Consider the following 22,592-nt stretch of genomic DNA (forward strand, 5'->3'; position numbering starts at 1 on the left):
GGCAAATCGGCGCTGAGCAATACCTGAAATTGACCAGGCAGGCTATTTAATCCATAGCTGCGAGTGCAGTATGGACAAGTAGCAGCCCAATTTTTGAGCTTGGCATGCTTTACAAATTTCTGATCAAAAACGCGATGGCTTTTGGCAAGATGCGGACCACGCATGGTGTCCAAGAGTGCACCCCTTCTGTTACAAATTACATAAAGTAACATCCATAGATTGAGCAACGTACTAAGTCAGCCAAACGCCGATTATTTGTCTCCACCAGCACATGCCCAAGATCAAAGTCATACGTCCCTGGCTGACGTTGAACACCACCACACGGATGTTTGTTCCGATACTGGTGCTGTTCGCGATCGCGGGTACGGTGCGCTACCAGTTGCTGGTCAAGAACGAAACCGTGGCCGCCCAGGAGCGGTTTCAGCTGGCGTTGCGCCAGGTGCCGCTGCTGCTGGTGCCGGCGCTGGCCGATGCGCTCACCCACCCCACGCCGGGCCGGCTGGAAAGCCTGCTCAGCGCCCAGTCGCAGGCCAACCCCGACTGGGATAGTCTGGTCTGGCAACCGGCCAGCCCGGCCCCATCTATTACCCTGCGCAGCACGGCCGCCATGCTGGACAACTATCCGTCCTGGTTCACCCACCTGGTACCCGTCCAGCCATATACCGCGCACTTCGAGGTGCCGGGTCCGTCGGAGAGCGCTTCCAGCGCCGGCGTACTGACGGTACAGATCAGTCCCGTGCCCTCGCTCAACAGCGCCTGGTCCAAGCTGCGCGCCCAACTGTGGGCCGCCGGCCTGACCGTGCTGTCCATACTGCTGCTGATGGGCTGGGTGGCCGGCGCCAACAACCGCATGGTGCGCCGCCTAGTCAGCGCCACCAACCGATTCAAACGTGGCGACCACAACGCGCGCATGGAAGTCACCGGCCCGTTCGAGTCACGCGCACTGGCGCTGACCTTCAACAATATGGCCAACGAAGTGCAGTCCCTGGTGGCCTCGCTGACCCAAGCCCAGACCGCGCTGATGAACGAGAAAGAGCGCGCCGAGGTAACACTGGCATCCATCGGCGACGCGGTCATTACCACCGACATGGAGGGCCGCATCGAAACCCTCAACGCCCTGGCGCAGCAACTCACGGGCTGGAGCTTCGAACAGGCCCATGGCAACAGCCTGAGCCTGGTGTTCGAGCTGCTGAACGACGCCATGGAAACCAGCGCCTTCGAGGCCGCCCCGCCCCTGTACCTGACCGAAACCGTGGTGCACGCCACCAACCAGATCCTGCTGCACCCCTCGGGCGAACGCTGCGCCATCGAATACACGGCCGCCCCCATCCGCCAGGCCGACGGCGGTGCGGTGGGCTGCGTGCTGGTGTTCCGCGACGTCAGCGAAAAAAGCCAGCTGATCCAGGAAATCTCCTGGCAGATCGGCCACGACGTGCTGACCGGCCTGCACAACCGGCCGGCCATGCAGGAGCTGTTCAGCCTGGCCATTCTGCAGGCCCGCCACCACCGCAAACAGCTGGCCATCTGCCTGCTGGATCTGGACCACTTCCAGCCCATCAACGAGCGCTACGGCAGCAACTACGGCGACCGCCTGCTGCAGGCCGTGGCCAGCCGCCTGACCCAGTACGCTGGCGACGACCACGGCCTGGCCCGCCTGGGCGGTGACGAGTTCGTGCTGCTGCTGAAAGACCAGAACGACCAGGCCGAGGTGCTGCAACAGGTCGCCAAGGTGCAGGCCCTGCTGGCCGCCCCCTACGTGCTGGACGGCCACACCATCAACCTCACCTCCAGCATCGGCATCGCCATCTACCCGCAGGACGAAGCCCCGCTGGACACCAACCTCGACATCCTGCTGCGCCACGCCGACCAGGCCATGGTGCAGGCCAAGCAGACCGGGCGCAACCGCTTCCACGTGTTTGACGCCCAGCACGACCAGGAAGTCCACACCCACCACCAGCAGCGCACCCGCGTGCGCCAGGCCATGATGGACGGCGAACTGCGCCTGCACTACCAGCCCAAGGTGAACATGCGCAGCGGCCAGGTCTTCGGCATGGAGGCCCTGCTGCGCTGGCAGCACCCGGAAGACGGCCTGCTCGGCCCCTACCACTTCCTGCCCCTGGTGGAGGACACCGACGTCATCATCGACATCGGCGAATGGGTGCTGCTGCACGCCCTGCAGCAAATGCAGCGCTGGGCAGCCCTTGGCCAGCGCTGGGTGGTCAGCGTGAACATCGCGGCCCGCCATTTCCAGCAGCCCGACTTTGTGGAGCGGCTGGCCAACATCCTGGCGCGCGTGCCCGAGGTCTCGCCGCAGATGCTGGAGCTTGAAATTCTGGAATCCGCCGCCCTGGAGGACGTGCAGCACATGCGCAATGTGATGGCCTCTTGCCAGAAGCTGGGCGTGCAGTTCGCACTGGACGACTTCGGCACCGGCTACTCCTCACTGGCCTACCTGAAGCGCCTGCCCGCCAATACCCTGAAGATCGACCAGTCCTTTGTGCGCGACATGCTGGACGACCCGGACGACCTGACCCTGGTGGACGCCATCGTCGGCCTGGCCAAGGCCTTTGACCGGGGTGTGATCGCCGAGGGCGTGGAAACCATCGCCCACGGCCTTTTGCTGCTGCAACTGGGCTGCGACTGGGCCCAGGGCTATGGCATTGCCCGCCCCATGCCGGCCGAGGCCGTGGCCGGCTGGGCCAGCCGCTTCACATCGCCCGAGGCCTGGCGCGTCTGGGGCGTGATGCCCTGGGCTCCAGCCGACTTCCCCCTGCTGCTGGCCGCGCACGACCACCAGGCCTGGGTGCAACAGATCGCCGACATCGCATCGACCGAAGGCCACACCGAGCAAACCGCCAGCTACCCGGAACGCTTCAGCAACTGGTACCTGCAACGCGGCCAGGCGGAATACGGCCACCAGAGCGAGTTTGCAGCCGTGGGAACCCATCTGCAGTCGCTGCGCAGCGCCGGCCTGGAAGTGCTGCGCCTGCAGATCACCGGCGCCAGCGCCGAAGCCAAGGCCCAGTTGCCCAGGCTGCAGCAGCTGCAGGCCAGCTTCGCCCAGCAGCTGGACGCACTGCTATCGGCCTGCGCCGAAACGGCCGGCCACCGGCCTGCGAAACCGCTACTATTTTCATAGCCCCTTGTGCAGGACATACCTGCGCCAGAGCCATATTTAACTCACATTCTTCTGCAGCCAGGCGCTGACCTGGGCCTGGTCGGTCAGGGTGCGCAGCGCCATGAAAGCCAGCTCCGCCTCGGGGTAGCGGCGGCGCAGAAAGTTCAGCCATTGCTTGAGCCGCCCCGCGCGCTGGCGCGGCTCCAACTGGCTGCACACCAGCTGCCAGAAAGCCATGATCTGCGGCCGTATATCAGCCCAGGGCACATGTGGCAGCGGGCTGTAAGAACCAGCCCCCGAATCAGCGCGGATGGCCCAGCCCAGGCCCGGGTCGGCTACCATGCCACGGCCCAGCATCAACGTGTCGCAGCCAGACTCGGCGCGGCAACGCCGGGCGTCTTCCACGGTCCATATCTCGCCATTGGCCACCACCGGAATCCGCACCGCGGCGCGGATGTCCTGGATGCGGTGCCAGTAGGCCGGCGGGCGGTAGCCGTCGGCCTTGGTGCGCGCATGCACCACCAGTTCGTCGGCCCCGGCCTGGCAAATAGCCAGGGCGCATTCCACGGCCCGGCTGTCGTCGTTGAAGCCCAGGCGCATCTTGGCCGATACCGGCTGCTCGGCCGGCACGGCACGCCGCACGGCAGCCACGATACGGGCCACCAGCTCGGGCTCGTCCAGCAGGGCCGCGCCGCCGCCGTGGCGGTTCACCACCTTGGCCGGGCAGCCAAAATTCAGGTCGATCCCCATGGTGCCCATGCCGGCCAGGCGTGCCGCGTTCTCGGCCAGGCAGGCCGGGTCGGAGCCCAGCAGCTGCGGGCGCACCGGCACGCCGGCCAGCGTGCGCCCGCCGTTCTGCAACTCAGGCACGTAGCGCACAAACACCCGCTCGGGCAGCAGCGTGCTGGTGATGCGGATGAACTCGGACACGCAGCGGTCCACCCCGCCCACCCGGGTCAGGATGTCACGCAACACAAAGTCAAGCAGCCCCTCCATGGGCGCAAGGAGAAGTTGGCTCACCCCCAGGCTCCAGCGCTACGCGTCTTCCGCCAACCCCCTTGCAGGGGGCGATACCAGCGGCCCGGCAAAGCCGGTTCCGCGGTATCCCTGGAAAAAGCAGCCCGCCCCTTCATCACGCCTGGCTCAATCAGAACGTACCTACAAAGTCCTTCTTGCCGATTTCCACGCCGTTGTGGCGCAGGATGTCGTAGGCCGTGGTGGTGTGGAAGAAGAAGTGCGGCAGGGTGTAGTGCAGCAGGTAGGTGTTGCCTTGCAGGGTCTTCTCGTTGGGTGTGCCGGGGCGCAGCACGATGGTGCGCTCGCTACCGGCATCGATGTCGGCAGCCGGCACGCTCTGGATGAAAGCCAGGGTCTTGGCGATGCGGGCCTGCAGGTCGGCAAAGCTGGTTTCAGTATCTTCATACGCCGGCACATCCACACCGGCCAGGCGGGCGGCAGCGCCCTTGGCGAAGTCGGCGGCGATCTGCACCTGGCGGGTCAGCGCGAACATGTCAGGGAACAGGCGCGCCTGCAGCAGGGCATTCGGGTCAATCTTCTTTTCGGTGGCGTGGACTTCGGCCTTACGCAGCACGCTGCTCAGACCACCCAGGATCTGGACGAACAGGGGAACGGAGGCTTGATAGAGGGAGAGAGACATGGCAAATATCCAGTGAGGGTGAAAGAGGCGAGAGTCTACGGCCTTCCCCACTAGTTTGCTGGCCGGCCTGTGCCAATCACCCGCAGGCCGCCGGTATTCTGCGGCGCTACGGAAGTCATAGCGGGCAGCGCAGGTGCTATCTGCGCTGCTAGCCAATTTGATGCATCTATTCTTCCGCGTCCTCGTCGGTGCCGGGCGTATCGTCGTCTTCGTCGTTCTGTAAACGCGCGTCCAGACGCTCACGCAGCGCGCCGGCCTCCTGCATCCACTGCGCCACCGGCACCGGGTGGGCCAGGCGCCAGCTGGGCGGGTACAAAGCGGCCAGGTAGGGCGCGCTCTGGTTGCGGTCCTTCCAGACCATGGTGGCGCCGCAGGCCAGGCCCAGGGCCAGCACCAGCACCGCCATGGAGGTGCGCCGGTGCACGGCCACGATGCGCAGCTGCAGGTACAGGCCGCCAGCCAGGGCCAGCACATAGGCCAGGCTGTGGTAGCGCGAGAACACATCCCAGCCAAAGGCAAAGCCCAGGTAGGTGCTGAGGTAAATCAGCACGTCCACCAGCACCATGCTGCCCAGCACGATGCGCACATGGCGCCAGAACTGCGGGTAGCCGGTAAACAGCTTGGTGGCCAGTGCCCACACGCCGGCCCACAGCACAGTCACGCCCAGCAGCACGCCCACCGAGAAGCCCAGCTTCTGCATGAACTGCGCGGACTCGGGCACGGCCAGCCAGACCTCGGCCCAGGTCAGGCCCAACACCAGGGCCAGCAGCACCAGGGTGGCGACCAGGTTGTGCCAGTCAAAGCGCGGCAGCGCCACCTCCGGCGCCACCGGCTGCTCGGCCAGGCGCAAGCGCAGACGCAATCGGCCCACGCCCAGCTCCTGGCCATGCAGCCAGTTGAACTGGGTGCCACGCGGGTAGTGCTTGCCGCCCTGCTGCACGCCGTTCACGGTGTCCAGCACGTGCACGGCCAAAGCGCCGGGCGCGGTGGCCTCGATGCGCACATGCTCGGGCGCCACATGCAGGTCGTCCAGCACCAGGTCGGTGTGCAGGGCGCGCCCCACCGTGACCGGCCATTGCAGCACCGGCAGGCGCTGCAGAATGTCGCCGCTGCGGTCCAGCACCTCCAGCAGGCCAAGCACGCTGTGCGTGGCCGCTGTCCCGGACATCACGGGCATGGCGCCTGCGGCCATGGCTTGTTCTACGGTACTCATTGCGCACCCACCCATTTGAAAGCGTTCACGTAATAGCTCGCCAGGGCCAGGCCGTTGTCAAAGCCCACGCCGTAGGCATCTATGCGGGCGCGCACGCCCTGGGTGGACTGGTTCACCGAGGTCACCACCACCGACATGTCGTACAGGCCGCGCAGCTTGCGGAAGGCATTCATGCAGACCACCGCGCGCAGCGCCATGCCACCCCGGTCGATGTAGCGCTCGGAGCATTCGGCCGCCGTCTTTTGCGCGTTGGATTGGGCCATGAAGCGCTCCGAGGCCATGCGCTCGCCAAACAGGGTGGCAAAGCGCAGCGGCCCCAGCTTGGGCGCGTCATACGCCTCGTGGTGCACCTTGATAAAGCCGGTGGTGATCTGGCCGGCAAACAGTTGGCTGTCCAGCTGGCAGTCGGTCACCTCTACTGAAAAGGATTTGAGGCTGGCATCGCTGGCGCGGCCCCAGCAGCGGGCCATGGCGTCGTCGGGCACCGGCACGCTATAGCCCTGGTAGGTCTGTGCCTTGAAGGGCGTGGCCATGAAGCGCTTGGCCATCGCGTCCTGGTGCAGCAGCAGCTGGCGCGTGACCTCGGCCTGCGCCGTCTTGGTGATGGGCGGCAGCGTGGCCGCGCGCGCCACCAGCGCCTGGGCGAACTCGGCCGGCACCAGGAAGCTGACCAGCTCGCCGTCCAGCCGCTTGGACACGTTCACGCCTATCACCTCGCCGGCCTCGTCCAGCACCGGGCCGCCGCTCATGCCGGGGTTGATGGCGCCGCTGAAAAAGATGCGCGGGTAGAAGCTGCGCTGCACCGTGCCGTTGTAGGTGCCCTCGGTCACCGCAAAGCCGATGTCCAGCGGGTTGCCCAGCGAATACAGGCGCTCGCCGCGCTCCAGCGGGCGGTCGGCGGGGCGGAAGTCCAGCGCCGGCCGCTCGCCCGCCGAGTCGCGCACGCGCAGCAGAGCCAGGTCGTGCAGCACGTCGAAGGCGAGCAGGTCCACCTCGGCCTGCTTGCCGTCTACCGACACCATCACACCGCGGTAGCGCTCGGGCTCCAGCGCCAGCTGGCTGGCGACGTGGAAGTTGGTCATCACCAGGCCGTCGACCGACACAAAAAAGCCCGAACCCACGCTGGACTGGGTGTTCGTATCACGCACCAGGGTGCGTATCTGCACCAGCTTTTCACGGGCGCTCTGGTAGGCGCGCTGCGCGTCGCGCGACACGGCATCCGGGTGGGCGGGCACTGGCGGGGCCGCTGGCGCCTGGGCAAAGGCCGCATGGCCGCCCAGCGCAGCGCAGCACAGGGCCAGTCGGCGGAGAAAGGGGTGGAAGAAGGTCATCGGTTCATTCTAGGGGGCGGTACGCACGGGCTTGCCGCGCCAACGCTACCGAATACATAGCATCCAGCGCATGTTTTACCTGCGCCACAGCCTGTTTTGACCTGAATTTTGAAACTATGTAAATTCCCGTCTCGCGGCACCCGCCGGCCTACAGCAGCAGAGGGTCTTACCACGCGCTGCGCCCAGGGCGGTGCTAGACTGGTTTTACCCCGCCGCCCACAGCTATTCCAACAGGAGACCAACACCATGGGTTCACGCCGTTACTTTCCTCAGACTCTGTTTGTAGCCACAGCCCTGGTGCTGGGCATCGCAGGTTGCAGCACCATGCAACCCTCTACCAAGGTCGCGCTGACCGGCAACATGTCCAGCGCCAACGAGGTACCACCCAACACCTCGCCCGGCACCGGCAAGGCCGAGGCCTGGCTGGACAAAAGCACCAATGTGCTGAGCTGGAAGATCAGCTTCTCCGGCCTGACAGGCCCGGCCACCGCCGCCCACTTCCACGGCCCCGCCGCTGCGGGCGCCAATGCCGGCGTGGTCATCCCCTTCAGCAGCAGCACCAGCCCGCTGGAAGGCCAGGCCACCCTGACCCCCGCCCAAGCCGCCGACCTGCTGGCCGGCAAGTGGTACGCCAATGTGCACACCGCCACCAACAAGGGCGGCGAAATCCGCGGCCAGATGCTGCCCAAGATGTAAGCCGACGCAGCTTTAGTCCGCTACAAAATCCATAGCTCCTGGCGCAGGCAGTACCTGCGCCAGGAGCTATTTTCTTTTGCGGCCTGGCATTCAGCAATATCGTTCAATACCGCCAGCGCCTCGCAGCAGACACTGCACGCACTTGTTCCACCCGGGAGTGCCATGCTGTCGATACTGCTGCCCATGTTTCTGTTTTCCCTGGCCGGCGCCATCTCGCCCGGGCCGGTGAATGTGATCGCCGCCCACCTAGGCGCGCACCGGGGCTTTGTGCGCGCCCTGCCGCATGTGCTGGGCGCCAGCCTCAGCTATGTGGCCATCGTCTGGCTGGTGGGCAGCGGCCTGGGCGGCGTGCTACAGGCCTACCCGGCGCTGGCCCAGGGGCTGCAGTACCTGGGCGCGGCCTACCTGCTGTACCTGTCAGCCCGCATCGCCAGTGCAGCCCCCAGCAGTGCCGAAGCCCCCACGGCCGCGCGCCACAGCGCCTGGCTGCAAGGCGTGCTGTCGCAAAGCCTGAACCCCAAGGCCTGGCTGGTGGCGCTTGCAGGCGTGGGCCTGTTTGTCAGCGCGGGGCCCGACACGTCGACGCTGCTGCACATCTTCTGCGCCGTGTCAGGGGCCGTGTGCTGCGTTTCGGTGGCGGCGTGGGCAGCACTGGGCACCGTGCTGCGCCGCTGGCTGGCGCCTGCGCGCCACCAGTTGCTGTTTAATCGCACCATGGCCTTGATGCTGGTTGCCGCCGTGGCAGCCATGCTGGCCTAGACCCTGAAAGGTAGGCTTATGCAACAGCTGCGCCGCAGCGCCCTGCTGCCCCATGTGGAAATGCGCCGCGTCACGCAGGGCAGCACCTGCTACGACACCCATTCGCACGATGAATTCTCCTTTGGCGTGGTGGACGCCGGCCACGCCACTTACCGCAACCACCGGCACCAGGCTGCCATCCACCAGGGCATGGCGGTGTTCTTCAACCCCGGCGACGCCCATGCCTGCAACCCACGCCCAGGCCAGCCCTGGTCGTACCGCATGCTGTTCGTAGACACGGCCTGGGTTAGGCACCTGCAGGCCGAAAATGCTTGGCATGGTGGCGGCGACTACACCCCGTTTACGCAGGCGCACAGCAACTCTGCCCGGCTGTACCAGCAGTTTGATGCGCTATTCCACACCCTGGAGCATGGCGACAGCACCCTGGCCGCCGACGAAGCGCTGCAGGGCTTTCTGCTCACCCACTGCTTTGGCCACCCGCGCCAGGCACAGCCCACGGCCCTGCCCACCGGCGCGCTGCAGCGCACCCGCAACTGCATACTCGACCAGCTGGCCGACAACCTCACATTGGACGACCTGGCCCACACCGCCGGCCTCAGCCGCTACCACCTGCTGCGCAGCTTCAAACAGGCCTACGGCCAAACGCCGCACGCCTTCCAACTGGACCAGCGCATCAACCAGGGCAAGCAGCTGCTCAAGCGCGGCGGCAGCCTGGCCGACGTGGCCCACAGCCTGGGCTTTGCCGACCAAAGCCACTTTCAGCGGCACTTCAAAAGACGCCACGCCGTGACGCCACGCGTCTACCAGCAGTCGCTGGCATTCACAGCCTGAACGCCAAGGGCAAATAAAAAGGGCCCACATGGGGCCCTTTTGCTATGTATTCAGTAGCTGCCTGCGCAGGTACTACCTGCGCTGCAGACTACTTTTACTTACTAAATCAGCGGTTCCAGCGGCCGTCGCCATCCCAATCGCGGTGGTGGCCGTGGTGGCGGCCCCAGCCGGGGTAAACCACTTGCGGCTGGTAGTACACCGGCGCGGGGCGTACATACACCGGCTGCGGCTGGTAGTACACGGGCGCTGGCCGCACGTAAACAGGTGGCGGCGGTTGGTAGTACACCGGGGCAGGCTGGTAGTACACGGGTGCTGGCTGCACATACACAGGGGCATTGCCCACCACCATGGAGGCACCCGGGGCGCCTATGCCAACACTCCAGGACACATCGCTACGCGCCTGGGCCACGCTGGCGGCTCCCAAAGCGGCAACAGTCAACACAGCGGCAAAAATCGAACGGTGGAACTTCATACAGATCTCCTTGTTGCAAGTCCTGGGGTTTAGGCCCCGTACATAGACAACGCAGTAGACCGCAACTGGTGGACACAGCCGCCAAGAAAAGGGTTGCCAAACGTAACCACGCCCCTGGACGCCTAGAATTGGAGCATGAGCGCACCCACCCCCTCCCCCGCATCCGCCACAGCAGCGACCGAGCCCACCAAGCCCAGCAACTTTTTGCGACAAATCATCGAGTCCGACCTGGCCGCTGGCACCTACGCCACCCGCCGTTGGGCCGGTAGCCCGGGCGATGGCGCCCACCACGCCGCAGGCCAGCCCGACCCGGCCAAGATCCGCACCCGCTTCCCGCCCGAACCCAACGGCTACCTGCACATAGGCCACGCCAAAAGCATCTGCCTGAACTTCGGCCTAGCGCGCGACTACGGCGGCGTGTGCCACCTGCGCTTTGACGACACCAACCCCGAAAAAGAAGACACCGAATACGTCAACAGCATCATCGACTCGGTCAAATGGCTGGGCTATGACTGGAACGGCAGCGCCGACGCAGCGCCCTACCAGGCCAGCGACTACTTCGACTTCATGTACCGCGCCGCCGAATACCTGGTGCAAGCCGGCCACGCCTATGTGGACGAGCAAACCGTAGAGCAGATCAGGATCAACCGCGGCGACTTCAGCAAGCCCGGCGTGGACAGCCCCTTCCGCACCCGCACGCCCGAAGAGAACCTGGCCCGCTTCCGCGAAATGCGCGACGGCAAGCACGAAGATGGATCGATGGTGCTGCGCGCCAAGATCGACATGGCCAGCCCCAACATCAATATGCGCGACCCGGCCATCTACCGCATACGCCGCGCCACCCACCACCACACCGGCGACACCTGGTGCATTTACCCGATGTACACCTTCGCCCACCCCATCGAAGACGCGCTGGAGCAAATCACCCACAGCATCTGCACGCTGGAATTCGAAGACCAGCGCCCCTTCTACGACTGGCTGATGGCTCGCCTGTCGGAAAGATCGACTCTTTCCGATGGTCAAGTCGTGGGCGGCCTGCTGGCCAGCCCGCCGCCCAAGCAATACGAGTTCGCCCGCCTGAACCTCACCTACGTCATCACCAGCAAACGCAAACTCGCCCAACTGGTGTACGACCACAAAGTCAGCGGCTGGGACGACCCCCGCATGCCCACCATCGTGGGCCTGCGCCGCCGTGGCTACACGCCTGAAAGCATGCAGCTCTTCGCCGAACGCATTGGCGTCACCAAGAGCGACAGCTGGATCGACTACAGCACCTTAGAGGGCTGCCTGCGCGAAGACCTGGAAACCAAGGCCCACCGCGGCATGGCCGTGCTCAACCCCGTCAAGCTGGTGCTCACCAATTGGGACGAAATCATGGGTGCCGGCCACCTGGAACCCTGCATCCTGCCCGCCCTGCCCCACGTCGTCGAAGGCACCCAGCCCCCACCACCCCGCCTGTTCACCATCGGCAAAGAGGTGTGGATAGAGCGCGAAGACTTTGAAGAAGTGCCGCCCAAGGGCTACAAGCGCCTGTTCCCTGGCAACAAGGTGCGCCTCAAAGGCGGCTACGTGATCGAATGCACCGGCTGCGTCAAAGACGACGCCGGTGTCATCACCGAAGTGCAAGCCACCGTGGTGCCCGACACCAAGAGCGGCACCCCCGGCGCAGACAGCGTCAAGGTCAAAGCCGCCATCACCTGGGTCGGCGTAGCCAACGGCGTCAGCGCCGAAGTCCGCATGTACGACCGCCTGTTCAGCGACGCCCAGCCCGACGCCGGCGGCAAAGACTTCATCGAGAGCCTGAACCCCAACAGCCTCAAAGTCATCACCGCCATCGTCGAGCCATCGCTAGCCAACGCCCAGCCCGACCAGAAGTTCCAGTTCGAACGCCACGGCTACTTTGTCGCCGACCGCGTGGACCACGTGGTGGGGCAGAAGCCGGTGTTTAACTTGGCTGTGGGGTTGAAGGATTCTTGGGGGAAGTAACCTCTCGCGACAAGTAAAAAGGGATACAAGTGATCACAGAACTTCAACTAGAAAACTGGAAGAGCTATGAAAAGTCTTCACTGCATGTTGATCCGCTGACCATCCTAATTGGTACAAACGCAAGTGGAAAATCAAATGCATTGGATGCGTTCGTTCTTTTGAATCGGATTGCCTCTGGTGCAATGCTTACATCCGCTTTGCAGGGTGATGGCGCATTGGCTCCAATGCGCGGGGGTGTGGATTGGGCTGCACAGAGGCCAGGCACCAAATTCGCGATCGGAGTTGTTTGTCGCGCTGACGAACTAACTGATTACGAATACCGCATTGAGTGCCGAGTTTCAGAAAACCGTTGCGATGTGATTTCTGAACAATTATTTCGCAAAAAACATCGCACCAATAAAGCTGGCACAAGAACGTCAGTCGCTGGAATAGTCAAGCTCTTCAGGACCGATCATTGCCCCGATGCTGCTCCAAATATTGTTGCTCGTTTGTACAACGAAAAACAAGGTACGCCACGAGTTTTCGGGCGTACCCATGCTGTCTTATTTCAATTGGTAGGTCAGAAGCTCCGACAAGAAATACAAGATGGCGTCAATGTCGTAATCTCCTCGCTCAAGGAGATCTTTTATTTAGACCCCATTCCGTCCCACATGAGGGCGTATTCACCGCTTGCCGACAAACTTGATTCGGATGCAAAAAATATTGCAGGGGTAATTGCGGCCCTTCCAGAATCAAAACAAAAGGAAATTGAAGCAGTACTAACGACTTATGCGAGCAAGCTGCCCGAAAGAGATATTCGTCATGTTTATGCAGAGACAGTCGGAAAATTTAAATCGGATGCCATGCTTTATTGCGAGGAAGATTGGCTTGCAGTTGGACAACCCCACACTATTGATGCACGGGGCATGTCAGACGGAACCCTTCGGTTTCTTGCCATACTGACCGCTCTTCTCACGCGTCCAGAGCAAAGCCTTTTGGTTGTTGAAGAAATTGACAACGGCCTGCATCCATCCAGAGCGAACATGCTTCTAGATATGCTCAAGACAATCGGAAAGCAACGCGGCGTTGACGTGCTGGCAACCACGCACAACCCTGCATTGCTTGACGCAATGGGTACCGAGATGGTTCCATTCATCACTGTGGCGCACAGGGATCGGAAAACTGGACACAGTGTCTTAGTTTTACTAGAAGAAATGAAACAACTTCCAAAACTATTGGCGCAAGGAACCATCGGACGGCTCTCAAGCAGAGGATTGATTGAAAAGTCATTACAACAATCTTTTGATTTTGGTGAATTGAGTGAATCCGACAATGGCTAAAAAGATTCTGGTGCTGGACACATCAATCCTCTGTTGCTGGCTACGGATACCGGGAAAAGATACTGCTGGAGCGGCAAATGATCGCTGGGACTTCAACAGAATAAATCAGTTACTGATTGACGAACGCGCACGAGGAAGCACGTTTGTATTGCCAATAGCCAGTCTGATTGAGACCGGAAATCATATCGCCCAATGCAATGGAGACCGGTATAACTTGGCAACAGCTTTAACCGTTCATTTAAAGAACACAGCTGAAGCAGCTTCGCCTTGGGCTGCATTTACTGATCAATCGGCCCTTTGGGAGCCAACAAATCTACAAGAATTAGCGAACGCATGGCCAGAATTGGCAGTTGGTGGCACTAGCATTGGCGACGCAACAATTAAGCATGTCGCAGAATACTATTCAAGAGCAGGATTTGAGGTTGAAATACTTACAGGGGATGAAGGCCTGAAGGCTTACGAAACCACAAAAGTTCAATTGACTCCAAGACGACGAAACTAGCGGCCGATCGCACGACTGATAAGGCTGACTGTCATCAATGTGAAAAATTTCATTTCACACATGGCAAATACTTCTCTAGGCCTAGGGGAGTCATGTACAACTCCAACTACTCACCTCTGCGACAACGCCTCAACCCCATTGCCCCAAAACATCCTCCATTTCTGGTTCACGGAACTAACCCCCAAGCAGCACTTCACCAAAGACGCCGCCGTGGACGAAGCCATCCGCGCCCGCTTCGGCGCCACATTGGAGGCCGCAGCCCAATGTGAGCTGTTTGCCTGGCGCGCCACGCCAGAGGGGCGGCTGGCGGAGATAGTGGTGCTGGACCAGTTCTCGCGCAATGTGTACCGCGACACGCCCCGCGCCTTTGCGCAGGACGCCTTGGCCCTGGCGCTGGCGCAAGAGCTGGTGGCCAGCGGGCAAGACCGTAGCCTGCCCACGGCGCAGCGCATCTTTGCCTACATGCCCTATATGCACAGCGAGTCCGCGCTGGTGCACACCCAGGCCGTGGCCCTGTGTGCGCAGCCGGGTATGGAAGACAACCTTGACTACGAGCTGCGCCACAAAGCCATCATCGACCGCTTTGGCCGCTACCCCCACCGCAACGCCGTGCTGGGCCGCAGCTCTACGGCGGAGGAGCTGGTTTTCTTGAGCGAAGCCGGGTCTTCGTTCTAGCCTCACGTCTCGGATTTGCTACGCTTTTAGTAGCTGCTTGCGCAGGTTTTATATGCGCAGAAGCCGATTTAACGGGAAACCGTTACGCTCCATTAAACTCCCGCTATGCACCCCGCCATTGCCCAACACCGTGCCGGCATCACCGCCATCTGCCAGCGCTACCGCATCCAGCGGCTGGAGGTGTTTGGCTCGGCCGCGCGGGCAGATGACTTTGACCCGGCCAGTAGCGACGCAGACTTTTTGGTGGAGTTTGCGCCCGACGTGCAGCCCGGGCTGGACTCCCTATTTGGAGCCAAAGCGGCACTGGAAAACTTGCTGGGCCGAGGGGTGGACCTGGTAGAGCCCGGCGCTGTGCGCAACCCCTACGTGCTGGCCAGCATCAACCGCAACCGCGAAGCCGTGTATGCAGCGTGACCCACGAGCCTACCTGTGGGACGTGCGCGAATCGGCCTTGGCGATTCAGTCGTTTACCGCAGACATGGACGCAACAGCGTACGCGGGCAACGCGATGGCGCAGGCAGCGGTAGAGCGCAAGTTTGAAATCATCGGCGAAGCCCTCAACCAACTCGCCAAGCTAGACGCAGCCTTAGCCGCACGCATTCCAGACCTGCCGCAGATCGTGGCATTTCGCAACCAACTGATCCACGGCTACGCCACAGTGAACGTGGGCACGGTGTGAACATTGCCCAAAACGCACTGCCCTCGTTGCTTGACGCAGTGCAGGCATTGTTGGACGAACTGCATTAGAAATTGGCTGCGCAGGTGCACGCCCAGGCCGCAGCTCTACGGCGGAAGAGCTGGTTTTCTTGAGCGAGCCGGGGTCTTAGTTCTAGCCTCGCATCTTGGATTTGCTACGCTTTTCGTAGCTGCTTGCGCAGGATTTATCTGCGCTAACGGCATATTTCGCATGCAATTCCGCAGCCTCGCCAAGTCGGTGCTGCAGCCCCCCCAAACCCTAATTAGGTATGACGCACCCCGTTCTGGGTACGAACCTCACGTCCCGCATACCCCAGCCAGCCTGGCCGACGCCCTTATCCCACGCGTCCGCCAGCGGGTGCTGGCGGTACTGTACTGCAGGCCGGACCGCAGCTTTTACGCCAACGAGGTGATTGCACTGGCCCAAAGCGCCAGGCAACGTACCCCATTCGGGCTAAGAAACGGTAGTGTTGGCAGCTGCCAGCACCCAACCCGAGGGTAATGCCCGCGCATAATTTTTGATACATACCGCTACACAAAAACATACGCACATGGCCAAACAACCCTCTCGTCGCCGGCAAAAGCAAGGCATCGCCATCCTGAAGCAAAAGGGCATGCAGGCCGTCTTTCTCGGCGGGGCCATGCTGCTGGTTCCGCCGCTGTTCGCCAACTCACCGGTACTCAAGACGGTTGCCACCGGGCTACGCACACCGGCCTGGTTTGCCGTGGAAGTGGGCCTGTTGTTCCTGGCAACCTATGCCATCGCGAGGCGCATAGCCGACAAGGCGGCTAACACCACGGCCACCAGTGCACCCGACACGCCCGCACGCGTACGGCCAACGCTGGTAGAGCCCACGTTCACGCCGACAGCACAAACTATCGCACCAGCCTCCAGCCCTGCACCCGCCAGTACCTGGAGCCCGGCGGTGTTCGCCGCCATCGAATGGCGTAGATTTGAGGCGGTGTGCGAGGCGCTGTTTGCCCAGTCCGGCTACACCACCCGCTCGCAATTACACGGTGCGGATGGCGGCGTGGATATTTGGCTGCATGCATCCAACGCGGCCAGCACAGACGGCCCTGTGGCCGTGGTGCAATGCAAGCATTGGCAAGGCAAGCAAGTGGGCGTTAAAGAAATACGCGAGTTTTTTGGGGTGATGGCATCGCACAAGCTGAAGCACGGCATCTATGCCACCACCTACACCTACACAGCCGACGCCCAGCAGTTCGCCACCGCCAATGGCATCGCCACATTGGACGGCACTGCCCTGCTGGCCAAGATCGCCAAACAGACACCCGAGCAGCAGCAAACCCTGCTGGCCGTGGCCCATGAAGGCGAATACTGGAAGCCCACCTGCGCGAGCTGCGGCATCAAGATGCTGGAGCGCATCCCCAGCAGAGGCGGCCTGGCATTTTGGGGCTGCGCCAACTACCCCCGCTGCAAGTCGCGGCTGGCTATGCTGGCGACGCGGTAAAACGCACTTGCTCCTAGTTTCATAGCTGCTGACGCAGGATTTATCTGCGCCAGCAGCCCATTGAACACACAGACACGTAGCCCCGGTAAACTTCGCCCCATGCGCCCCTCTGAAGCCATTACCCTGCATCGCACACAGATTCGCGAAATTGCACTGCGCCACCACGTCAGCGGCGTGCGGGTATTTGGCTCGGCCCTGCATGGTGACGACACCGTCGATAGCGATCTGGACCTTCTAGTGGAACCCACGGCACACACCACGTTGATGGATATTGGCGCCATCCGCTTTGAACTGAAGCAGTTGTTGGGCATGGAGGTGGATGTGCTCACCCCCAATAGCCTGCCTGCAAGCTTTCGCGATCAGGTTCTGAAAGAGGCTTTGGCGCTATGAGCCGTGCACATCCGCTACGGGTGGCGGACTATCTGCAACACATCTTGGACGCGATAGCCAATGTGCAAGAGTACACAGCCGGCATGGACTTGGCGGCCTTCATGGTTGACAGAAAAACCAGCGATGCCGTGATCCGCAACCTGGAGGTTATCGGCGAGGCATGTAACAACGTCGTCAAAAATCATTTAGATTTTGCCGTGCGGCATGCAGTCGTGCCCTGGGGCTTTGCCTACGAAATGCGCAACGCTTTGTCGCACGGCTACTTCACGGTGGATTTGGCCGTTGTGTGGCGGACCATCCAAAACGACCTGCCTTCGCTTCAGAAGCAAATTGCCGCACTGCAGGCTTAATCCGCCACGCTGTTTGTAGTTGCACACTCTGCTGGCGCCGTAGCCTCAGATAAGCACCATCTACCAACCATGCCCCGCAAACACCACCACGTCTACGTGGTCGAACTCTCTAAAGACGTGCTGCTGGAGCCGCGCTTTCGCAAGGGCAACCCGGGCTATGTGGAGGGCAAGCCCTGCGTCTATGTGGGCATGACGGGGCTGGACCCGGATGTGCGCTTTGACAAGCACAAGGCCGGCATCCAGGCCAACCGTTTTGTGCAACAGTACGGCCTGCGCCTGCTGCCCGACCTATACGAGGCCTTCAACCCCATGGCCTACAAAGATGCGGTAGACAAGGAGATCGAGGTGGGTATCGACCTGCGCTCGGCGGGGTTTGGGGTGTGGCAGGCCTGAGGCCCGCACCTGGCTTGTAAACTCGCGGGCTTTGCCTACCTGGGTACGGAGATCGCATGAGTAAACCTAACAACAACTACAAACCCTTCGTGATCGGCGTCGCAGGCGGCAGTGGCAGCGGCAAATCGACAGTGACGCGCCAGGTGCTGTCGTCCATCGGGCCCGAGATGACGGCGGTGCTGATCCAGGACGATTACTACTGCGACCAGACGCATATGTCTGCTGAGGAGCGGCGCAAAACCAATTACGACCACCCCGACGCGTTTGACTGGCCCTTGATGGTGCAGCATGTGCAGGCGCTGCGCCGTGGCGAGGCGATCGAGATGCCGACCTACGATTTCACGCTGGACAACCGCGCCAGCAAAACCATCACCGTGCAACCCGCGCCGGTGATCGTGATCGAAGGCCTGTTTGCGCTGTTTGACGCGGACTTGCGCAAGATGATGTCGCTGAAGATTTTTGTCGATACCGCCGCCGATGTGCGCTTCATCCGCCGCCTGCAGCGCGACATGGCCGAGCGCGGGCGCAGCGCCGAAAGCGTGATCAACCAGTACCTGGAAACCGTGCGCCCCATGCACAAGCAGTTCATCGAGCCGACCAAGCGCCGCGCCGATGTGATCCTGCCGCACGGCGCCAACGGGCCGGCGGTGGACATCATTACCACCAAGGTGGTGAGCCTGATCCGCGACCTGGAACGCGGATCAGGAATCTAACCCGCTACACTTTTCGCAGCTGCCTACGCATATTCCACCTGCGCTGGCGGCACATTCAAGCCACAAACTCCACCGCGGCACACACGGCCGCCACTTGCGCGGCAATACATTGCTCGGGCGTGGCGCGGGGGCTGTCAGGGTAGACCTCGGTGGTAGTGGTGTAGCGGGCACCGCTGATGCCGGCGCACAGGCCCAGGGCTTCCATGGCGTAGTGGATCACGCCGTGGGCCACCAAGGGCGAGCCGATGATGCCGCCCTGCTCGTCGGCCGGGGCAATGTGGGTCACCTGCTCCACGGCTTCGATGATGACCTGCTGGAACGCAGGCTGGGGGTTGGCCGTGTCGTCCACCAGGTAGAAGCCGTCGGGGATGCCGTGGGCCTCGAAGGACTTACCGTCTCGCGCGGCCACGGCGGGCAGATATTCAGAGCCGTCGCTGTCGGTGGTTTCGTGCAGGTCGATATGGGCCGCAAACTGGCCGCGCAGCGGCGCCACCAGGCGCATCAGGGCGGCAGACTCTTGCGCCGGGCTGTCCGCACGGAACGAGCGGTTGGGGTCGATGGCGTCGAAGTTCCAGCGCTGGATGCGCTCATACGCCCAGGGGCTGACGCAGGGCACGACCAGCAGGTTCACCCGGCCGGCATAGCTTTCGGCATGCGCATCCACAAAGCGCAGAGCACCCAAGACGCCGCTGGTTTCATAACCATGCACGCCACCGGTGACCAGCACGCTGGGCAAGGCGTTGTTCCAGTTACGGCTGCGTATGGCCTGCAGCGCAAAGCGCTCGTCGCCATAAACGACTTCTGCATAGCCCTCCACGTCGAAGCGGTTGCGCAGGCGGTCCACCGCTGTCAGCACATCATCGGCATAGCTGCGCTGGCGCAGCTGGCGTGCGCGCCACTGGGCAAGTTCGGCAGCGCCCCAGGCTTGGCCGGGGGTGCCTATGGGGTAGAAATGGGGGGTGCTCATGGGGCCTTGGCTAAAGAAAATGACGGGGCATTATCGGGGTCGCCATGCCCGTCGATCCGCAAGCTTTGCAGCCCTTGCAATCCTAGACCTGCGCCACCAATTAAATGGAATGAGCGAATCCCTGCACATCGTCTGCCCCCATTGCCACACCACCAACCGCGTGCGCACCGACCAGCTCGGCAGCGCGCCAGATTGCGGAAGCTGCAAAGCCCCGCTGTTCACCGGCAAGCCGGTGGACCTGGATGTGGCCGCGTTTGACAAGCATCTGCAACGCAACCAGATACCGCTGCTGGTGGACTTCTGGGCGCCTTGGTGCGGCCCGTGCCGGCAGATGGCACCTGCCTATGTGCAGGCCGCAAGCCAGCTGGAGCCGCGCATCCGCGTGGCCAAGGTGGACACCGAGGCGCACCAGGTCTTGGGTGCGCGCTACCAGATCCGTAGCATTCCGACGCTGGCGCTGTTTGTCGGCGGCCGCGAGGTCGCCCGCCAGGCCGGCGCCATGGGTGCGACCGACATCGTGCGCTGGGTGCAGCAGCACAGCCCGCGCTGAAGCGCCCAGCCTTAAATACACCAAATTGCATTTGCCCGCAGCGGCACCGATATTCCACGGCTGGTACCGTCCACTTCCCTTTCACCCATCCAACCATTTACACCCACTCAGGTTCAACACCATGCTATTCAACCCACTGAAACTCGGCTCCCTCACCCTGCCCAACCGCATCTTGCTGGCCCCGCTGACGCGCACGCGCGCTGACGCCGGGCACCTGCCCAACGACCTGATGACGGAGTACTACAGCCAGCGTGCCACCGGCGGCCTGCTGATCACCGAGTGCACCATGGTGGCGCCCGGCACCTCGGCTTTCATCAACGAACCCGGTATCTACAACGAAGCGCAGATTGCCGCCTGGAAGAAGGTCACCGCTGCAGTGCATGCCAAGGGCGGCCGCATCTTCCTGCAGATCTGGCACGCCGGCCGCGCCGCGCACCCGGACATCAACGGTGGCGTGCCCATCGTGTCGTCGAGCGCCACAGCGGTGGAAGGTGACATTCACACGCCGAATGGCAAAGTGCCGCACGCCGTGCCGCGCGCGCTGACGGCTGAAGAGATTCCGGCCATCGTCGCCGCCTTCGCCCAGGGCGCAAAAAACGCCATTGCTGCCGGCTTTGACGGCGTGGAGGTGCACGGCGCGAATGGCTACCTGATCGACCAGTTCCTGCGCGACACGCCCAACCAGCGCACCGACGGCTACGGTGGCTCGCTGGAGAACCGCGCACGCTTACTGTTCGAAGTGCTGACCGCCGTGACCGCCGCGATTGGCTCGGACAAGGTAGGCCTGCGCCTGTCGCCGCTGAACAGCTACAACAGCATGAAGGACAGCGACCCGCTGGCGCTGATCAGCTTCCTGGCCGACAAGCTCAACGCCTACAACTTGGCCTATCTGCACGTGATGCGCGCCGACTTCTTCGGCGCACAAAAGGGCGATGTGCTGAGCATCGCCCGCGAGAAGTACAAGGGCGTGCTGGTCGGCAACATGGGCTACACCGCCGAAGAAGCCGAAGAGACCATCCGCGCCGGCAAGCTCGACGCAGTGGCCTTTGGCACCAGCTTCCTGGCCAACCCGGACCTGCCCGCACGCATCCAGCTCAAGGCACCGCTGAACACGCCCGACCAAAGCACCTTCTACAGCCCGGGCGCCAAGGGCTACACCGACTACCCCACGCTGTAAGCACGGCGCCGGGCTGCTACGGTTTTAAGAGCTTCTGGCGCAGGTAGCCACTGCGCCAGAGGCCTGAATGTCTTACAACCGTTGCCCCCCCGCCCGACCCCGATTCGGTTACCCTTGGCCCATTCAAACCAAGGAAATCCGCATGAAAAAACTCAACATCACCATCCAGCTGGAATTGTCCGTACCCGATGACTGGGAACTGGCCAAGACTTCGGAGGGTGGTCAGGTGCTGAAGCTGCCAAACGGGCAGTTCATGGACATCGCCATCGAGCCGCTGTTTGCCAGCGACCCGGAGGAAACCTGGAGCAGCACCGACGACGAGGATGTGCTGAACGACGTGCTGGACATGATTGAAAGCGAAGACGTGCGCTACCAATTCGTGACGCACTGAGCGTCTGCTCACAAAAAAGCGGCACCGCCCGCTTTTTTCATTTTTGATAGCAGCCAGCGCAGATGCTACCTGCGCCGGCGGCCTTTTCCTTTAAAAAACTACAGTTCTTAGCGGCGGTTGGTATGCAGCGAGTCGCGCATCGCCTGTACCTCGCCCTGGTTGCGGCGCACGACCTGGGCCTGGCGCTCCACCACGCTGCGCACGCCGGGCGGAAGATTGGAAGTCAGCGCCTTGATGTAGGCCGCCATTTCGGCGTCTTCACCGCGCTCACATTCCTCCAGCATGGCTTCATCGCTGTAATGGCTCAAGGTACCGCGCACCGACACCCAGCCACGGTGCAAGGCGCCAGCGGTCGAGCCGCCCTCGGCCGCCGCGCCGCCCAGCCGGACGATCAGCGCCTGCAGCTCCTGGCCGGCCTCACGGCATTCGCTGGCGCGGCGGTCCAGCCTGGTTTTGAGGTGCGACGAATCGGTATAGCCGGCAGCGGTGGTAAAGCCGTAGTCGCCATCGCGGGTAGCCTCCAGCAAGGTGTTCAGGGTATTGATGACCTCTGGGTCGCCCATGGGAAGATCCACGCCGGGCAAGGTGGGGCCAGGCAGACCCTGCCCGTGGTGGAAGTCCTGGTCATCGTGCAGAAGTGTTTCCTTGGCCATGGTGTGATCCTTTCAAGCGAATCCGTTGGAGTGGCAATTTGCTGAAAGCAGACCACTCGGCTACCCGATGGACGGGGATCTGGGCTGTTTTCAACGCTAAGAACGTGTTTACGATCTAAGCCTATCTTCCCCCTGCTGACGGCCCATGTCCGTCAGGCAAGCCCATGGTGCCTTGTAGGACATAACTTACAAGCGAGGGCTGGTCCGGGCTATTTGACGGGTGATTCGGCGCGCTGTGCGGCATGCATACGGGAATTTGTCTGACAGGCACGGGCGGTATT

General features: G+C 62.4%; 25 protein-coding genes. 18 read left to right on the top strand and 7 right to left on the bottom strand.

Annotated features, from left to right (window positions below):
- The first annotated feature begins 271 nt into the window (after positions 1-271).
- Complete coding sequence (locus AC07VY_RS13375) at positions 272-3,139, top strand: putative bifunctional diguanylate cyclase/phosphodiesterase (protein WP_495097962.1); 2,868 nt, start codon at positions 272-274, stop codon at positions 3,137-3,139.
- Positions 3,140-3,175: 36 nt separating this feature from the next.
- Here the strand turns inward: AC07VY_RS13375 and AC07VY_RS13380 are convergent, their stop codons facing one another.
- The 4 genes from AC07VY_RS13380 to AC07VY_RS13395 form a co-directional block, all read right to left on the bottom strand.
- Positions 3,176-4,114, bottom strand: a complete 939-nt coding sequence (locus AC07VY_RS13380) for a tRNA dihydrouridine synthase (RefSeq protein ID WP_495098073.1) — start codon at positions 4,112-4,114, stop codon at positions 3,176-3,178.
- A gap of 151 nt (positions 4,115-4,265) precedes the next feature.
- Positions 4,266-4,775, bottom strand: a complete 510-nt coding sequence (locus AC07VY_RS13385; RefSeq protein ID WP_495097961.1) for a DUF1993 domain-containing protein — start codon at positions 4,773-4,775, stop codon at positions 4,266-4,268.
- Between the two features lie 166 nt (positions 4,776-4,941).
- Positions 4,942-5,988: an FHA domain-containing protein gene (locus AC07VY_RS13390; RefSeq protein WP_495097960.1), complete on the bottom strand. Its 1,047-nt coding sequence runs from the start codon at positions 5,986-5,988 to the stop codon at positions 4,942-4,944.
- Positions 5,985-7,319: a S1 family peptidase gene (locus tag AC07VY_RS13395; RefSeq protein WP_495097959.1), complete on the bottom strand. Its 1,335-nt coding sequence runs from the start codon at positions 7,317-7,319 to the stop codon at positions 5,985-5,987. The genes AC07VY_RS13390 and AC07VY_RS13395 overlap by 4 nt, the downstream gene beginning before the upstream one ends.
- Before the next feature lie 246 nt (positions 7,320-7,565).
- Here AC07VY_RS13395 and AC07VY_RS13400 point away from each other — a divergent pair, with 246 nt between their 5' ends.
- The 3 genes from AC07VY_RS13400 (at position 7,566) to AC07VY_RS13410 (ending at position 9,605) form a co-directional block, all read left to right on the top strand.
- Entirely contained in the window at positions 7,566-8,015 is a 450-nt protein-coding gene (locus AC07VY_RS13400) for a CHRD domain-containing protein (RefSeq protein WP_495075905.1), read from the top strand.
- 162 nt (positions 8,016-8,177) lie between these two features.
- Positions 8,178-8,774, top strand: a complete 597-nt coding sequence (locus AC07VY_RS13405) for a LysE family translocator (protein ID WP_495075906.1) — start codon at positions 8,178-8,180, stop codon at positions 8,772-8,774.
- Positions 8,775-8,792: 18 nt separating this feature from the next.
- Positions 8,793-9,605, top strand: coding sequence for a helix-turn-helix transcriptional regulator (locus AC07VY_RS13410; protein WP_495097958.1), 813 nt, complete (start codon positions 8,793-8,795; stop codon positions 9,603-9,605).
- 106 nt (positions 9,606-9,711) lie between these two features.
- On the opposite strand, the gene AC07VY_RS13415 is transcribed toward AC07VY_RS13410, so the two are convergent.
- A complete protein-coding gene (locus AC07VY_RS13415; protein WP_495075910.1) occupies positions 9,712-10,077 on the bottom strand; it encodes a hypothetical protein in 366 nt (121 codons plus the stop codon).
- Positions 10,078-10,212: 135 nt separating this feature from the next.
- Between AC07VY_RS13415 and AC07VY_RS13420 the strand changes: the two genes are divergently transcribed.
- The 11 genes from AC07VY_RS13420 to udk all read left to right on the top strand — a co-directional run bounded on the left by AC07VY_RS13420 (position 10,213) and on the right by udk (position 18,573).
- Positions 10,213-12,063, top strand: a complete 1,851-nt coding sequence (locus AC07VY_RS13420; RefSeq protein ID WP_495097957.1) for a glutamine--tRNA ligase/YqeY domain fusion protein — start codon at positions 10,213-10,215, stop codon at positions 12,061-12,063.
- 29 nt (positions 12,064-12,092) lie between these two features.
- Complete coding sequence (locus tag AC07VY_RS13425; protein ID WP_495097956.1) at positions 12,093-13,382, top strand: AAA family ATPase; 1,290 nt, start codon at positions 12,093-12,095, stop codon at positions 13,380-13,382.
- Positions 13,375-13,884, top strand: coding sequence for a hypothetical protein (locus tag AC07VY_RS13430; RefSeq protein WP_495097955.1), 510 nt, complete (start codon positions 13,375-13,377; stop codon positions 13,882-13,884). Before AC07VY_RS13425 ends, AC07VY_RS13430 begins: the two co-directional genes overlap by 8 nt.
- Before the next feature lie 138 nt (positions 13,885-14,022).
- Positions 14,023-14,559 (top strand): DUF924 family protein, encoded by a 537-nt coding sequence (locus AC07VY_RS13435; RefSeq protein ID WP_495097954.1) that lies wholly within the window; start codon positions 14,023-14,025, stop codon positions 14,557-14,559.
- 105 nt (positions 14,560-14,664) lie between these two features.
- A complete protein-coding gene (locus AC07VY_RS13440) occupies positions 14,665-14,973 on the top strand; it encodes a nucleotidyltransferase family protein (protein WP_495097953.1) in 309 nt (102 codons plus the stop codon).
- Positions 14,963-15,238: a HepT-like ribonuclease domain-containing protein gene (locus tag AC07VY_RS13445; RefSeq protein ID WP_495097952.1), complete on the top strand. Its 276-nt coding sequence runs from the start codon at positions 14,963-14,965 to the stop codon at positions 15,236-15,238. The genes AC07VY_RS13440 and AC07VY_RS13445 overlap by 11 nt, the downstream gene beginning before the upstream one ends.
- A 568-nt stretch (positions 15,239-15,806) precedes the next feature.
- Positions 15,807-16,727 (top strand): restriction endonuclease, encoded by a 921-nt coding sequence (locus AC07VY_RS13450; protein ID WP_495097951.1) that lies wholly within the window; start codon positions 15,807-15,809, stop codon positions 16,725-16,727.
- 99 nt (positions 16,728-16,826) lie between these two features.
- Positions 16,827-17,117: a nucleotidyltransferase family protein gene (locus AC07VY_RS13455; protein ID WP_495097950.1), complete on the top strand. Its 291-nt coding sequence runs from the start codon at positions 16,827-16,829 to the stop codon at positions 17,115-17,117.
- Complete coding sequence (locus tag AC07VY_RS13460; protein ID WP_495097949.1) at positions 17,114-17,467, top strand: HepT-like ribonuclease domain-containing protein; 354 nt, start codon at positions 17,114-17,116, stop codon at positions 17,465-17,467. The genes AC07VY_RS13455 and AC07VY_RS13460 overlap by 4 nt, the downstream gene beginning before the upstream one ends.
- Positions 17,468-17,536: 69 nt before the next feature.
- Positions 17,537-17,860: a hypothetical protein gene (locus AC07VY_RS13465; RefSeq protein WP_495097948.1), complete on the top strand. Its 324-nt coding sequence runs from the start codon at positions 17,537-17,539 to the stop codon at positions 17,858-17,860.
- A 56-nt stretch (positions 17,861-17,916) separates the two neighbouring features.
- On the top strand, positions 17,917-18,573 hold the full coding sequence (gene udk, locus AC07VY_RS13470) for a uridine kinase (protein WP_495097947.1): 657 nt from the start codon (positions 17,917-17,919) through the stop codon (positions 18,571-18,573).
- 55 nt (positions 18,574-18,628) lie between these two features.
- Here udk and AC07VY_RS13475 read toward each other — a convergent pair whose 3' ends face one another.
- Entirely contained in the window at positions 18,629-19,540 is a 912-nt protein-coding gene (locus tag AC07VY_RS13475; protein WP_495097946.1) for a M14 family metallopeptidase, read from the bottom strand.
- A 109-nt stretch (positions 19,541-19,649) separates the two neighbouring features.
- Between AC07VY_RS13475 and trxC the strand changes: the two genes are divergently transcribed.
- From trxC to AC07VY_RS13490, 3 genes are all read left to right on the top strand, one after another.
- Positions 19,650-20,090, top strand: a complete 441-nt coding sequence (gene trxC / locus AC07VY_RS13480) for a thioredoxin TrxC (RefSeq protein WP_495097945.1) — start codon at positions 19,650-19,652, stop codon at positions 20,088-20,090.
- 121 nt (positions 20,091-20,211) lie between these two features.
- Positions 20,212-21,267: an alkene reductase gene (locus AC07VY_RS13485; protein ID WP_495097944.1), complete on the top strand. Its 1,056-nt coding sequence runs from the start codon at positions 20,212-20,214 to the stop codon at positions 21,265-21,267.
- A 142-nt stretch (positions 21,268-21,409) separates the two neighbouring features.
- The gene (locus AC07VY_RS13490) at positions 21,410-21,658 is read left to right on the top strand and encodes a hypothetical protein (RefSeq protein ID WP_495075923.1); all 249 of its coding nucleotides are present in this window, start codon (positions 21,410-21,412) and stop codon (positions 21,656-21,658) included.
- 107 nt (positions 21,659-21,765) lie between these two features.
- Here AC07VY_RS13490 and AC07VY_RS13495 read toward each other — a convergent pair whose 3' ends face one another.
- Positions 21,766-22,311, bottom strand: a complete 546-nt coding sequence (locus AC07VY_RS13495; protein WP_495097943.1) for a ferritin-like domain-containing protein — start codon at positions 22,309-22,311, stop codon at positions 21,766-21,768.
- Positions 22,312-22,592: the final 281 nt, after the last annotated feature.

The sequence above is a fragment of the Rhodoferax sp. GW821-FHT02C08 genome (assembly GCF_059421805.1).